Source organism: Pseudomonas sp. GW821-FHT01A09, assembly GCF_058986725.1.
Genome location: NZ_JBYSWB010000025.1, coordinates 30,525 through 42,844, shown reverse-complemented (window position 1 = coordinate 42,844; position 12,320 = coordinate 30,525). Strand labels below are relative to the sequence as shown.

Annotated in this window: 17 protein-coding genes; 7 read left to right on the top strand and 10 right to left on the bottom strand. The window is 62.7% G+C overall.

The window, feature by feature from the left end; translation table 11 throughout:
• Window positions 1-24: 24 nt before the first annotated feature.
• The gene (locus tag AC3WJP_RS22930) at window positions 25-282 is read right to left on the bottom strand and encodes a DUF465 domain-containing protein (RefSeq protein WP_493723944.1); all 258 of its coding nucleotides are present in this window, start codon (window positions 280-282) and stop codon (window positions 25-27) included.
• Between the two features lie 147 nt (window positions 283-429).
• Between AC3WJP_RS22930 and AC3WJP_RS22925 the strand changes: the two genes are divergently transcribed.
• The 5 genes from AC3WJP_RS22925 to AC3WJP_RS22905 all read left to right on the top strand — a co-directional run bounded on the left by AC3WJP_RS22925 (window position 430) and on the right by AC3WJP_RS22905 (window position 4,185).
• On the top strand, window positions 430-795 hold the full coding sequence (locus tag AC3WJP_RS22925; RefSeq protein ID WP_493723945.1) for a 5-carboxymethyl-2-hydroxymuconate Delta-isomerase: 366 nt from the start codon (window positions 430-432) through the stop codon (window positions 793-795).
• Between the two features lie 141 nt (window positions 796-936).
• Window positions 937-1,557: a hypothetical protein gene (locus tag AC3WJP_RS22920; RefSeq protein WP_493723946.1), complete on the top strand. Its 621-nt coding sequence runs from the start codon at window positions 937-939 to the stop codon at window positions 1,555-1,557.
• A gap of 71 nt (window positions 1,558-1,628) precedes the next feature.
• Entirely contained in the window at window positions 1,629-2,762 is a 1,134-nt protein-coding gene (gene rnd / locus AC3WJP_RS22915; RefSeq protein ID WP_493723947.1) for a ribonuclease D, read from the top strand.
• A complete protein-coding gene (locus tag AC3WJP_RS22910; protein WP_493723948.1) occupies window positions 2,759-3,052 on the top strand; it encodes a YcgL domain-containing protein in 294 nt (97 codons plus the stop codon). The genes rnd and AC3WJP_RS22910 overlap by 4 nt, the downstream gene beginning before the upstream one ends.
• A 200-nt stretch (window positions 3,053-3,252) precedes the next feature.
• The gene (locus AC3WJP_RS22905) at window positions 3,253-4,185 is read left to right on the top strand and encodes a D-2-hydroxyacid dehydrogenase (protein ID WP_493724191.1); all 933 of its coding nucleotides are present in this window, start codon (window positions 3,253-3,255) and stop codon (window positions 4,183-4,185) included.
• Between the two features lie 105 nt (window positions 4,186-4,290).
• On the opposite strand, the gene AC3WJP_RS22900 is transcribed toward AC3WJP_RS22905, so the two are convergent.
• Window positions 4,291-4,884, bottom strand: coding sequence for a nitroreductase family protein (locus AC3WJP_RS22900; RefSeq protein ID WP_493724190.1), 594 nt, complete (start codon window positions 4,882-4,884; stop codon window positions 4,291-4,293).
• A 404-nt stretch (window positions 4,885-5,288) separates the two neighbouring features.
• Here AC3WJP_RS22900 and AC3WJP_RS22895 point away from each other — a divergent pair, with 404 nt between their 5' ends.
• The gene (locus AC3WJP_RS22895) at window positions 5,289-5,738 is read left to right on the top strand and encodes a YcgN family cysteine cluster protein (protein WP_493724189.1); all 450 of its coding nucleotides are present in this window, start codon (window positions 5,289-5,291) and stop codon (window positions 5,736-5,738) included.
• Between the two features lie 55 nt (window positions 5,739-5,793).
• Here AC3WJP_RS22895 and AC3WJP_RS22890 read toward each other — a convergent pair whose 3' ends face one another.
• The 3 genes from AC3WJP_RS22890 to AC3WJP_RS22880 all read right to left on the bottom strand — a co-directional run bounded on the left by AC3WJP_RS22890 (window position 5,794) and on the right by AC3WJP_RS22880 (window position 7,171).
• Window positions 5,794-6,165: a YgaP family membrane protein gene (locus tag AC3WJP_RS22890; protein ID WP_493724188.1), complete on the bottom strand. Its 372-nt coding sequence runs from the start codon at window positions 6,163-6,165 to the stop codon at window positions 5,794-5,796.
• Between the two features lie 78 nt (window positions 6,166-6,243).
• Complete coding sequence (locus AC3WJP_RS22885) at window positions 6,244-6,714, bottom strand: RNA methyltransferase (RefSeq protein ID WP_493724187.1); 471 nt, start codon at window positions 6,712-6,714, stop codon at window positions 6,244-6,246.
• An 85-nt stretch (window positions 6,715-6,799) separates the two neighbouring features.
• On the bottom strand, window positions 6,800-7,171 hold the full coding sequence (locus tag AC3WJP_RS22880) for a YajD family HNH nuclease (protein WP_493724186.1): 372 nt from the start codon (window positions 7,169-7,171) through the stop codon (window positions 6,800-6,802).
• A gap of 231 nt (window positions 7,172-7,402) precedes the next feature.
• Here AC3WJP_RS22880 and AC3WJP_RS22875 point away from each other — a divergent pair, with 231 nt between their 5' ends.
• Complete coding sequence (locus tag AC3WJP_RS22875; RefSeq protein ID WP_493724185.1) at window positions 7,403-7,996, top strand: tRNA-uridine aminocarboxypropyltransferase; 594 nt, start codon at window positions 7,403-7,405, stop codon at window positions 7,994-7,996.
• A gap of 178 nt (window positions 7,997-8,174) precedes the next feature.
• Here AC3WJP_RS22875 and AC3WJP_RS22870 read toward each other — a convergent pair whose 3' ends face one another.
• From AC3WJP_RS22870 to AC3WJP_RS22850, 5 genes are all read right to left on the bottom strand, one after another.
• The gene (locus AC3WJP_RS22870; RefSeq protein ID WP_493724184.1) at window positions 8,175-8,828 is read right to left on the bottom strand and encodes an HAD family hydrolase; all 654 of its coding nucleotides are present in this window, start codon (window positions 8,826-8,828) and stop codon (window positions 8,175-8,177) included.
• Window positions 8,829-8,904: 76 nt separating this feature from the next.
• Complete coding sequence (locus AC3WJP_RS22865) at window positions 8,905-9,894, bottom strand: ABC transporter ATP-binding protein (protein WP_493724183.1); 990 nt, start codon at window positions 9,892-9,894, stop codon at window positions 8,905-8,907.
• The gene (locus tag AC3WJP_RS22860; RefSeq protein WP_493724182.1) at window positions 9,891-10,691 is read right to left on the bottom strand and encodes an ABC transporter permease; all 801 of its coding nucleotides are present in this window, start codon (window positions 10,689-10,691) and stop codon (window positions 9,891-9,893) included. Before AC3WJP_RS22860 ends, AC3WJP_RS22865 begins: the two co-directional genes overlap by 4 nt.
• A complete protein-coding gene (locus tag AC3WJP_RS22855) occupies window positions 10,678-11,517 on the bottom strand; it encodes an ABC transporter permease (protein ID WP_493724181.1) in 840 nt (279 codons plus the stop codon). Before AC3WJP_RS22855 ends, AC3WJP_RS22860 begins: the two co-directional genes overlap by 14 nt.
• On the bottom strand, window positions 11,514-12,320 hold the full coding sequence (locus AC3WJP_RS22850) for an alkaline phosphatase family protein (RefSeq protein ID WP_493724180.1): 807 nt from the start codon (window positions 12,318-12,320) through the stop codon (window positions 11,514-11,516). The genes AC3WJP_RS22855 and AC3WJP_RS22850 overlap by 4 nt, the downstream gene beginning before the upstream one ends.

The following is a 12,320-nucleotide window of genomic DNA, read 5'->3' as shown; positions in this document are numbered from 1 at the left end:
AAGCCCCCTCGCTACAGGGGCGGGCTAGAAGTTTTTCGCGGCGCCGCGGGTGCCGGGATATTCCAGTTGCTGGACAATCTTGTCCTTGATCAGCAAGCGCTTCTCTTTGAGCTTCTTGACCGTGTCATCCGCCGCGGCGCTCGCCTCGGCCTGCACCACTTCGGCGTCGATGCTGTCGTATTCGCCGAGCAGACTGTTGAGCAAGGCGTCGGTCTGCCTGAGTTTGGCCACCTCTTCCTTGCTGTGTTTCAGGTCTTCGAACAGATTGTGCTTCACCGGCATCTCGTTTACCTCCACGGGATGGTTGAGGGGATATCGCCACCTGAGAATAGTCACGATTGAGCGTTGGACCCAGCATTTCACTCGGATCGTTCCCTCGGGGTTGTGTATGCTGTGACCAACGTCACCCCGATCCAGACCGGAGCCGCCATGCCGCACCTTCACCTCGAGTACACCCGCAACTTGCCGCTGCCCGAAGTCGACACCCTGTTGCTGCGTCTCAACCATGCGCTGGTGGCCACCGGGCAGATCGCCAATGAAGCCGACATCAAGAGCCGCGCCGTCGAGCTGCAGACGTTTCGCGTGGGAACGGCGCCCGGCGAGCGAGGCTTTCTGTACGCCAAGCTGTCACTGCTGGCCGGGCGCTCGCCCGAGACCAAGAAGCACCTGTCCGATGCCCTGATCGCAGTGCTCAAAGAGGCGGCGCAGTGGCCCACGGGGATCGATATCCAGTTCGGCGTCGAGATCGTCGATATGCAGCGCGAGAGTTACGGCAAAGAACGCCTGCAGTCCTGAGAACGAAGATTTGGCACCCCTGTAGCGGGGGGGCTTGCCCCCGAAAATGCTTTCGGTCTCCAGATAACTGGCTGACCGGACCATTTTTCGGGGGCGAGCCCCCCCGCTACAGTCAGTAATGCTTAAGAGGGGAGAGGGTCAGTGGATTTCGGCTGGCAGATTGGTCAATACGGTGGCATCACCGTGATGTTTCCCGCTGCCCTGGTCGTGGCTGCATGGTTGTGGGTGGCCAGTTGTCGACGGGTCGGCCTGGAGTGGCTGGCAACTTTGACCATCGCCTATGGCCTGGTGGGTCTCAGCAAGATCGCCTTCAAGGGCTGGGGCATCGGTTTCGAGACCCTGGACATCGCCGTACTCAGTGGCCACGCCATGAACACCTCGCTGGTGGTCATCGTCTCCCTCAGCCTGCTGGCCCGGCAGATCGACCCGCGCTGGCGCTGGCCAGTGGCAATGGTGGCAACGCTATGGACCTGGTGGTTCGCGGTGGAGTGCGTGGCGCCGGTCATTCATCCGTTGTCCGAAGCCGTGGCCGGTGCCCTGGTGGGGTCGGTCGGTGCCTGGCTATTCCTGCGTCGCCTGGAGCAGTTCGAGGTACGTCGGCTGGCCGCGCCAACGCTGGCGGCCGGCTTGATGCTGATGATGATCGCCGCGTCCTTGCCCAAGTACACCGCCGAGCACCTGCTCAACCAGTTCGCTATTTCGCTGTCCGGCGCCGAGCGCCCGCACCTGACGCCACCCTGGCGTGAGCCCCCGGAGTTCTGATTGCCGAGTTAATGCCCCAGCAGGCTCTCGCATCGATATATACTGCGCGCCATTATCCAAGGGAGAGCCTTGTGTCTATCGATATTCACTGGATCCGCGACAACGACAGCCTCGCCCGGCATTGCGCCCTGTGGCAGAGCCTGGCGTTCGTGGCCGTCGACACCGAATTCATGCGGGTCGACACGTTTTACCCGATCGCCGGTTTGATCCAGGTCGGCGATGGCCAGAGCGCGTACCTGATCGACCCGCTGAGCGTCAGCCAGTGGCAGCCACTGGCGCAACTGCTGGAAAACCCCGCAGTGATCAAGGTTCTGCACGCCTGCAGCGAAGACCTCGAAGTATTGCTGCGCCTGACCGGCAGCCTGCCCGCCCCGATGTTCGATACGCAACTGGCCGCCGGTTACCTCAACCTGGGCTTTTCGATGGGTTATTCGCGCCTGGTGCAGGCGGTGCTCGACATCGAGCTGCCCAAGGGCGAGACCCGCTCCGACTGGCTGCAGCGTCCGTTGTCCGACACCCAGATCAGCTATGCCGCCGAAGACGCGGTGCATCTGGCCGAAGTGTTCCGCAGCCTGCGCCCGCAACTGTCCGACGACAAATACGCCTGGGTGCTTGAAGACGGTGCCGAGCTGGTCGCGCAATTGCGCCGCGAAATCGATCCGCGCGAGCTGTACCGCGACGCCAAGCTGGCCTGGAAACTGGCCCCGCAGCAACTGGCGGTATTACGCGAGCTGTACACCTGGCGCGAGCGCGAGGCCCGTGCCCGCGACGTGCCGCGCAACCGTATCCTGCGTGAAAATTCTCTATGGCCGCTGGCCAAGACCCAGCCCGACAACCTGGCGGCGCTGGCCAAGATCGAAGACATGCACCCGCGCAGCGTGCGTCAGGATGGCGAGTTCATCTTGCGCCTGATCCAGGACGCCGCGCAGCTGCCCAAAGAGCAATGGCCTGAACCCTTGCCCGAGCCGCTGCCCATCGAGGCCTCGGCCATCCTCAAGCAACTGCGCGCCATTGGTCAGGCAGAAGGCGAGCGCTTGAATATCGCCCCTGAACTGATGCTGCGCAAAAAGACCCTCGAAGCCTTGCTCAAGAGCGGCTACCCCGCGGGACCTTACCAACTGCCCGATTCGCTGCGCGGCTGGCGCCGTGAACGCATGGGCCAGGCGCTGCTCGACAGCCTGGCCAACGCTGGAGATCAGCCTTGAAACGCATCTGTTCCATCTATAAAAGCCCGCGCAAGAACGAAATGTACCTCTATGTTCTCAAGAGTGACGCCCTGGAGCGCATTCCCGAGGGGCTGCTGACGGTGTTCGGCAAGCCGGTGCACGCGTTCGACCTGGTGTTGAGCCCCGAGCGCACCCTTGCCCGCGAGGACATCAACCTGGTGCTCGAGCATCTCGACACCCAGGGCTATCACCTGCAGATGCCGCCGGCCGAAGACGAGTACATCGAGCACCTGCCCGAAGAACTGCTGCGCCGCAACGACCCGATGTGAGATCGGCGTTGTTCCTACCTCGTTGGGATGATGCGAATGGCCCCTTCGCGAGCAAGCTCTGCTCCCACACTGTGGGAGCAGAGCTTGCTCGCGAAGGGGCCGGCATGGCTGGCAGGTTCTCAACTATTTCACTGTAAGCGGTGCTGCGCACGTGTATCCTGCGCGCGCTGCCGTTCGGATTCTTCAAGGTTTTAAACATCATGCGCGTTCTGATCGCAGAACAGGAACATGCCCTCTACGCACGACTGTTGCAAGAGGCTGCCCCGGACCTCGAGGTCCTCACCAGCGGTGACTCCGCTGCACTTTCCCGCCTCGCCAGTGACTGCTCCGTATGGCTGGGGCAACCCGATCTGATGGCTTCATTGTTGCGCCAAGGCCATAAGCCCGCGTGGTTGCAAAGCACCTGGGCGGGCATCACGCCGTTGCTGGCCCATGGCCTGCCGCGTCAGTACCGCCTGACCCGCGCGGTGGGTATCTTCGGCCAGGTCATGGCCGAATACGTGCTCACCTATCTGCTCGGCCATGAGCGCGAAGTGCTGGCGCGCCTGGTCAGCCAGGTCGAGCGCAAGTGGGATGGACGCCTCAACGCCAGTATCCAGGGACGCAAGGTGCTGATCGTCGGGGTCGGGGATATCGGCAACAGCGTCGCGCAGTTCCTCAAGCCGTTCGGTGTCGAGTTGTACGGCATCGCCAGCAGTGCACGGGAGCAAGCGCCATTCGTCGAGATCGCGCCGTTGGCCGACTTGCCGCGGCTGGTGGGCATCGCCGATTACGTGGTCAATCTGCTGCCCAACACCGAGCAGACCCACGACCTGTACAACGCCGCGTTGTTCGCCCGGTTCAACCCGCAGGCGCTGTTCATCAACGCCGGGCGCGGTGTGTCGGTGGTCGATGCCGATCTGGTGGAGGCACTCAAGGTCGGCCATCTGGCCGGCGCGGTGATCGACGTCTGCCGCCAGGAGCCGTTGCCGCAACAGCATCCGTTCTGGACCGCCTGGGGCTTGTTGCTGACCGGCCACAGCGCTGCGCCAACCTCGCCGAGAGCGGTGGTGGGGTTGTTCGTGGAAAATCTGCGCGCGTATCAGGCTGAACAGCCGTTGCGCGGGGAAGTGGATTTCGAGCGCGGGTATTGAGTCAAGGAATGTAGCGGGGGGGCTTGCCCCCGAAAATCTTGGCCACACGGCTATGCTGCGTGTGGCACGGTCTTCGGGGGCAAGCCCCCTCGCTACAGGTGTTCGTTACAGGCTGAAGTCGCCTTCGGCGGCCAGCTTGCTCAAGGGCAGGCGCGGGCTTGGCGTCTCGCGGGCTTGCAGGTATTCCGCCAGGGTCGACTTGTCGCCCAGCTTGCCGATGGCCACGGCGGCGTGCAGGTCGTAGCCTTGCGGCACTTTCAGTTCTTCACGAGTCTTGTCTTGGTCGAAACCGGCCATGGCATGGGTGTGCCAGCCGCTGATGCTGGCTTGCAACGCCAGGTGGGCCCAAGCGGCGCCGGTGTCGAAGGTGTGCCACAGGGCTGGCGACTCTTCAGTGGCGCCCGGGGCAGTAAAGGTGGTCTTGGAGACGACGATCACCAGTGCCGAGGCGTGCTGCGCCCAACCGCGGTTGAATTCGTTGAGCAGACCCAGGAAGCGCTCCCAGTTCGGCGTGTCGCGACGCGCGTACAGGAACCGCCACGGCTGCGAGTTGTAGGCCGATGGCGACCAGCGCGCGGCTTCGAAAAAGCTCAGCAAGGTCTTCTCGTCGATGCCTTCGCCAGTGAAGGCACGTGGCGACCAGCGATTGATGAAGTGTTCGTGGATCTCGTGTTCGGCGATACGTGGCGTAGAGCTCATTGGGCGTTCCTGAAGCGAAGGAGGGAATGAATGAGTACGAAAATATCCGGTCCGCAAAATTACTTCGATAGCGCGCGGCTGACAAGTAACTCTCGCTGCCGACAGTGCCCGACCTTGACGCCTCTTCGCGGGCAAGCCCTGCTCCCACAGGTGTAAGGCGCTGGAACTGCTTGTCCTGTAGGAGCAGGGCTTGCCCGCGAAGAGGCCATTAGCCACGTACGCAATGCCATCTGTCGCTGCTACTTGCCTGCTCCCACTGACCTAGCTGTGCACCTGTAGGAGCAGGGCTTGCCCGCGAAGAGGCCGGCAGCCACGTACGCAACGCCATCGGTCGCTGCTACTTGACCTGCGCCCGCCGCGCAATAGACTGGCTGGCGCTTCACACTTCCCAACGAGACCGCACCATGGCCGCAAAAGTCGAACCCTTCTGGATCCGCAAGACCCTCCACCAGCTCGACACCGCTGAGTGGGAGTCACTGTGCGACGGCTGCGGCCTGTGCTGCCTGCAAAAGCTCGAAGATGAAGACGACCACAGCGTCTACTACACCAGCATCGCCTGCAAACTGCTCGACCTGAAAACCTGCCAGTGCACCAACTACCCGCAACGCAAAGCCTTCGTGCCTGACTGCATCCAGCTCACCCCGGGCCAGGCCGACGAGTTCAAATGGCTGCCGCCGACCTGTGGCTATCGTCTGGTCAGCGAGCGCAAGGACTTGCCGCTCTGGCATCACCTGGTGTGCGGTGATCGCGAGCAAGTGCACAAGCAGCGGATCTCGCAGTCGGGGCGCATGCAGCCCGAGGGCAGCGTGCCGGAAGACGACTGGGAGGATTACCTGATCTTTCGGGCGGGATAAAGCGGGTACGAGGGAATCGAGGGGCGGCTGATGGCCCCTCGCAGCAACAATAAAATCAAGCCTTGGGCGATTTCAGCGAATCGTTGCCGGTCACAGTGGCCGACTCGGTCGCGGCCACGGCGTTGTCCTTGAGTTTCGACAGCTGCGCGCCGGCACGTTCGATCTGCGTGCGAACGCTGTCCATGTCTTCACGGCCCTTCTCGAATACGCTTTTGATGCGGCTGTGGCCGGTAAAGCCGCGCGCCAGGGCTGCGCCGCCGATTGCCAGCTGGATCAGGCCGAACACGCCACCACGACGCACACCCTTGACCACCGAAGCGACACCCACCAGCAGCGAGCCGGCACGTTCCCAGCCCTGAACGTTGTGCTCGGGGGCCGGTTCAAACGGAGTACTTTTAACCAGATTCAGGGTTTTGCTGTCGCTCATGATCACTCTCCAGATCGAAGCCTCCAGATGGGGGCGGATACTAAGCTGACTGCCAAACCCGGCTGCTGTTCCATCGAGTTACTTGAATTTTGGCCCCGAGCGGGTATTCAGGCCCTTGGCCAGGCGGTCATAGAGCACTACGTTGACCGTCGCTGCGAGGTTCATGCAACCGGTGGTGGGGATGTAGATGGTGTCTTCGCACCAGTCGCGTACGCTCTGGTCGAGGCTGCCGTCTTCCGGGCCGAAAATGTAGATGGCGCGATCCGGGTGGGTGTATTCCGGCAACGGTCGGGCGCCGTCCACCAGCTCCACGGCCACTGGCGTGCAGCCCAGCGGGATGATCTTTTGCAGGTCGTCGATGCCGATCAGCGGGATGTCGTAATGCACCCGCTTGGTGTCGGTGACGAAGTCCCGGGCACGCTCATAGCGTTTGCCGGTATAGAACACCGAGTTGACCCCATAGCAGCCAGCCGCGCGCATCACCGAGCCGACGTTTTCCGGCGATTTGGGGTTGAACAGACCAATGCAGCTGTAACGTTTGTTCGCCACGTGTCTGTGACCTTCTGCCAAAAAAACGCGAAGTATAAGCCCTTGCCGACGGGATGCCGAGCGCTGCGGGGGGGGCGCGCGGCGGTCAGTTCGCGTCTTTTTTCATCAGATCGGCGAGGGCGGCGAAGGGGTTGTGGGTGACCTTGGCGGTTTTCGGCGACTGCAGCGAGCCGTCGGCGAAATATTGCTGGTCGGTATAGCGCGAGTGTTCGTTGTCGTGGCAGAACAGGCACAGCAGCTCCCAGTTGCTGCCATCCTGAGGATTGTTGTCGTGGTTGTGATCGCGGTGATGGACGGTCAGCTCGCTCAAGCGCTTGCCAGCGAACTCCCGCGAGCAACGGCCGCACACGTGGGGGTACATTTTCAGCGCCTTGTCGCGGTAGCCCATCTCTTTGTCGCGCTTGGCGTCAGCGAGGATACGGTCGAGCTTGGCAGTGTTGGGGGTGGACGAACTCATGGGTTCACCTCAAAGGGGTAATGACGGTCAGGCGGGCATTCTAGCGCTTTTTGCGCCGACGGTAGCGCCGGACGAATTATTGGCAAATGTGTCTGTAGCGAGGGGGCTTGCCCCCGAAACCCGGCCAGCCGGTACGCTTGCGCAGGGTTGGCAAAGCAGATCGGGGGCAAGCCCCCTCGCTACAGAAGAACGCCCTATAATCCCGGCACTGTTCAAGAGCGCCGCCCCCCTATGTCCCGACCCCGCTGCGAACGCTGCCTGCGCCCGCAAAGCCATTGCCTCTGTGCCTTGATTCCCAGCCTGCCGAGCCGCACGCGAGTATTGATCCTGCAGCACCCCAGCGAGGTCGACCACGCGCTGAACACCGCGCGGCTGGCGGCTTTGGGCTTGCAGCACGGGCAACTGCAAGTGGGCGAGGTGTTCGAGGACTTGGCTGCCTGGCTGAACCAGCCCGGGTATCAGGCCCGGCTATTGTTCCCCGGCGAGCAGGCCGAGACGATCAGCCGCTATGGCGATGACGAGCAACCCTGGCTGCTGGTGGTCCCGGATGGTACCTGGCGCAAGGCGCGCAAACTGCTGCACCTCAACCCGCTGCTGGCAGGCTTGCCGCGGGTGACCCTGGCGCCGGGTGCCACCTCCCGCTATCGGCTGCGCAAGGCGCCGGCTCCTGGGGCGTTATCGACCCTGGAGGCGATCACCCAGGCGCTCGACGCCCTCGAAGCGCCGCAGTCCTTCACGCCCTTGCTGGCGCCGTTCGAGCGTTTGATTGAAGGCCAGATCGAAGCCATGGGCAGCGAAACCTTCGCCCGCAATCACTCTGGATGACGCCGACGAACCTTCGCCCGCAATCACTCTGGATGACACCGGCGATTTTTGCCCCCAATCACTCTGCAACCTGTAGCGAGGGGGCTTGCCCCCGATAGATGTATCAGTCACAGCAATGCCGCTCACACAATTTTTCGGGGGCAAGCCCCCTCGCTACAGTGGTATTTCCCCAGTTGGATCAGCTCCAGCGATGGATTGGCCAACCGGCCTGTTCGGCATGGGCCAGCAGTGCCGGATCGGGGTTGATCACGTGGGGATAGGCAACTTGCAGCAGCAGCGGCAGATCGTTGCGCGAATCGGAATAGAAGCTCGCACCTTCCAGCGTCTCGCCTTCGTCGTGCAGCCACTGTTTGAGGCGCGTCACCTTGCCCTCTCGGTAGGTCAGCACGCCCTCGGTGAGGCCGCTGTAGACGCCGTGGGTGACTTGCAATTCGATGCCCAGCACATCCTCGACGCCGATGCGCGCGGCGATCGGCTTGACCAGATGGGTGCCCGATGCCGAGATGATCAGGATGCGATCGCCCTTGGCCCGGTGCGCAGCGATGGTGCGCGTGCCTTCGCTGAAAATGATCGGCTCGATCACGTCCTCCACCCACGGCTCGACCAGATACTCCACCTCTTCCGGCGTGCGTCCGGCCATGGGCTCCAGGGTGAAGGCCATGAACTCTTCCATGGCCAGTTCGCCGCGGGCGTAGGCGTCCATCAATTCGTTGTTGCGCTGCATGAAGGGTACGGGATCGACCCAACCCAGGCGCCCCATCTGCTCGCTCCACAAGGTGGCGCAGTCGCCATGGATGAGGGTTTCGTCCAGGTCGAAAATCGCTAAGGCCATTGCCGCAATGCTCCTGTGTCTCTGATCAGTGTGCCGGCGCGAGTGCCGGGAGAGTTCGCTAAAAGGCGGGGAGCGGTCAGGCTACCTCACACAGCGCCTGCGGGGCGATAGTCAGGCTGACTCGCTGGCCGTTGGGGTACAGATCAGCCGCCGAGCGGTTCAGCACGTCCACCAGCAACTCCACGCCACGGGCCTCGACGCGGTAGCGGATGACGTTGCCCAGCAGGCTGTGACCACGGATCTCGCCGTCCTGGGCACCGTCGGCGCTCAAGGCGATGGCCTCCGGGCGGATCGCCAGGCGGGTGTGCACCGGGCGCTGCAGCAAGCGGCTGGCGGTATCGGCATCGAGCAGGTTGTAGTTGCCGATGAAGCCCGCCGCGAAGGCATCCGCCGGGGCGGTATAGAGGCTCTGCGCATCGCCGCTCTGAACGATATTGCCCTTGTTCATCAAGAAGATCCGGTCGGACATCACCAGCGCTTCTTCCTGATCGTGAGTGACGAAGATCGTCGTCAGCCCGAGTTCCTGCTGGATGGCGCGGATCTGTTCGCGCAAGTGCTTGCGGATCCGCGCGTCCAGGGCCGACAGCGGCTCGTCGAGCAGCAGCAGGCTGGGGCGGGTGACCAGCGAGCGCGCCAGAGCGACACGCTGGTTCTGGCCGCCGGACAATTGATGCGGGTAGCGATTGGCGAAGGTATCGAGCTCGACCAGCTTCAGCACTTCAGCCACTCGGCGGGCGCTTTCTTCGCCCTTGACCTTCTTCATGCGCAGGCCGAAGGCGACGTTCTGCTGCACCGTCATGTTGGGGAACAGCGCGTAGCTCTGGAACACCATGCCGATGTCGCGCTGCTGCGGGCTCAGGGGCACCAGATCGCGGCCTTGCAGGAGGATCTTGCCGCTGTCCACTGCGGTCAGGCCGGCGATGCAGCGCAGCAGGGTGGACTTGCCGCAACCCGAGGGGCCCAGCAGGGTGATGAACTCGCCTTGCTCGATGGTGAAGTTGATGTCCTTGAACACCGGGGTGTCGGTGAATTGCTTTTGCAGGTTCTCGACCTTGACGAAGCTCATTGGTCTTTGTCCTTGTTCAGAAGGGTGGCCACCCAGGTGAGCACCAGCACGAAGAAGAAATACGAGATCACCAGCGCGCTGTTGAAGTGCCCGCTGCTGTTGCGCATGTTGTTGAGGTACACCTGCAGGGTTTCGTATTGCGTGCCGACCAGCAGGTTGGCGAACACGAACTCGCCGAACAGGAACGAGAACGACAGCAGCAAGGCGATCATCAGGCCCTTGCGCAGATTCGGCAGCACCACGAACAGTGCCGCCTGCCAGGTGCTGGCACCGAGCAGATGGGCTGCGTCCATCAGGTCGCGCAGGTTGATGGCCTGCAGGTTGTTGGTGATCGCCCGGTACATGAACGGCAGCGCCACGGTGAAGTAGCAGCCGATCAGGATCCACGGCGTGCCGGTCATCGCCAGCGGGCCGGAGCCATAGAGCTGCAGCAAGCCCACCGAGGACACCACCGGCGGCACCGCGAACGGCAGCAGGATCAACACGTTCATCACGCCGTCGAGCCTGGGGAAGTGGTAATGCACCACGAACAGCAGCGGCAGGATCAGCACCGTGGCCAGGAGCAGCGCACCGACGCAGACGATCAGCGAATGGCCGAACGCATACAGGAAGCGCGGATCGGCCCAGAGTTGCCGGTACCAGTCGAAGGTCAAGCCGCTGGGCAGCAGAGTTGCCGACCACTGGGTGGCGATGGAATAGAGGAAGGTCCCGGCCAGTGGCAGCACCAGAATGAGAAACAGCAGCCACACCACCACGCGGTGATAGAGGCCGGCGCTAGTGGTTTCAACGCGCGACATGGTAGCTCCTGCGCAGGATCCATTGGTGGACCACGGTGACCAGGGTCATCATCCCGACCAGGATGATCGCCAGGGCGCTGGCCAGGTTCGGGTCCAGGGAAATGTCGCCGGCCACCATGGCCGCGATGCGGATCGGCAACACGTTGAAGTTGCCGGTCGTCAGGGCATACACCGTGGCGTAGGCGCCCAAAGCGTTGGCCAGCAGAATCACGAAGGTCCCGAGCAGCGCCGGGGTGAGGACGGGGAGGCCGATATGGCGCCAGTACTGCCAGTCGCTGGCGCCCAGCAGCGCGGCGGATTCACGCCAGTCTTCGCGCAGCGCGTCGAAGGCCGGGTAAAGCAGCAACACCCCCAGCGGAATCTGGAAGTAGGTGTAGGTGATGATCAGGCCGGTCTTGGAGTACAGGTTGAAGTCGCTGATCAGCCCGCTCTGCTTGAGCAGCATGGTGATCGCGCCATTGAACCCCAGCAGGATGATGAACGCGAACGCCAGGGGCACGCCGGCGAAGTTGCTGGTCATGTTGGCGAACGAATTGACGAAATTGCGCAGCCGCGAATCGACCCGGCCAAGCGAGTAGCTACCGATCAGCGCGATCAGCAGACCGAACACGCTGGAGTACAGACTGATCTCCAGACTGAACTGCATGGCCTGGCGGTAGAAGCGCGAGGTGAAAGCCTTGGTGAAGTTGTCCAGGCTCCAGCCGCTGTCGATCTGCAGGCTGTGGATGGCCACCCATACCAGCGGCGCGATCTGGAAGATGATGAAGAAGACAGCGAAGGGCAGCAGGCACAGCAGTGCCAGCCATTTACCTCGGAGGGCAGTCACTTGAGTAGCTCCCGGCAATAAGGTTTGTCGTGGGCGATGCCGAGCAACTGGCAGACGGTGCCGCACAGCTCGGTCTGCAGCGGCCGGGCCGCCGGGTCGAGGCTGAAGGCGCTGCCCAGAACGAACAGCGGCACTTCCCGTTCTTCGGGCAGCAGGCCGTTGTGCGAGCGATCGTTGTTCATGCCGTGGTCGGCGGTAATCAAGACCTGATAGCCGCTGTCCAGCCAAGTGCGCAGGTAGTCGGCCAGGAGCACGTCGGCGGTGCGCGCTCTGTTACGGTATTGGGCGCTGTCCAGACCATGGCGATGACCAGCGTCATCGATGTTCATGGGGTGAATCAACAGCAGATCCGGGTGGTGGCGCAGGCGCAGGCTTTCGCCATCGGCAAACAGGTGTGAGTCCGGATAGTGGTCGGCGTAATAGAAGTGGCCATGCTGGATGGGCAAGTCCGGTGCATCGGTATGGCGATCGCGCGCGGCAACGAAGGGCGTGCGGTTGTAGAGTTCGCTGACCCAGTGATAGGCCGCTGCCGCCGTGCTCAAACCGGCCGCGCGAGCGTAGTGAAACACGCTCTGCTCGACGGACAGACGCGACACCTGGTTGTGCACGATCCCGCTGTCGATGGGCGGCACGCCGGTAAGGATGCATTCGTACAGTGGTCGCGACAGGGCGGGTAATTCACATTGCAGCTTGTAGAGCGCCGCCTTGCTGCTGCCGACATAGGCCTGCAGATGACCCATTGCGTGCTCGGCCACGCTGTAGTTGAGGCCGTCGAGTAGAACCAGAATGACTTTGTGCGGCAT

Excerpts from the sequence above, each read along its gene's own strand:
- AC3WJP_RS22930 (WP_493723944.1), bottom strand. The coding sequence starts at position 282 with ATGCCGGTGAAGCACAATCTGTTCGAAGACCTGAAACACAGCAAGGAA.
- AC3WJP_RS22925 (WP_493723945.1), top strand. The coding sequence starts at position 430 with ATGCCGCACCTTCACCTCGAGTACACCCGCAACTTGCCGCTGCCCGAA.
- AC3WJP_RS22905 (WP_493724191.1), top strand. The coding sequence starts at position 3,253 with ATGCGCGTTCTGATCGCAGAACAGGAACATGCCCTCTACGCACGACTG.
- AC3WJP_RS22900 (WP_493724190.1), bottom strand. The coding sequence starts at position 4,884 with ATGAGCTCTACGCCACGTATCGCCGAACACGAGATCCACGAACACTTC.
- AC3WJP_RS22895 (WP_493724189.1), top strand. The coding sequence starts at position 5,289 with ATGGCCGCAAAAGTCGAACCCTTCTGGATCCGCAAGACCCTCCACCAG.
- AC3WJP_RS22890 (WP_493724188.1), bottom strand. The coding sequence starts at position 6,165 with ATGAGCGACAGCAAAACCCTGAATCTGGTTAAAAGTACTCCGTTTGAA.
- AC3WJP_RS22880 (WP_493724186.1), bottom strand. The coding sequence starts at position 7,171 with ATGAGTTCGTCCACCCCCAACACTGCCAAGCTCGACCGTATCCTCGCT.
- AC3WJP_RS22875 (WP_493724185.1), top strand. The coding sequence starts at position 7,403 with ATGTCCCGACCCCGCTGCGAACGCTGCCTGCGCCCGCAAAGCCATTGC.
- AC3WJP_RS22870 (WP_493724184.1), bottom strand. The coding sequence starts at position 8,828 with ATGGCCTTAGCGATTTTCGACCTGGACGAAACCCTCATCCATGGCGAC.
- AC3WJP_RS22865 (WP_493724183.1), bottom strand. The coding sequence starts at position 9,894 with ATGAGCTTCGTCAAGGTCGAGAACCTGCAAAAGCAATTCACCGACACC.
- AC3WJP_RS22860 (WP_493724182.1), bottom strand. The coding sequence starts at position 10,691 with ATGTCGCGCGTTGAAACCACTAGCGCCGGCCTCTATCACCGCGTGGTG.
- AC3WJP_RS22850 (WP_493724180.1), bottom strand. The coding sequence starts at position 12,320 with ATGCCGCACAAAGTCATTCTGGTTCTACTCGACGGCCTCAACTACAGC.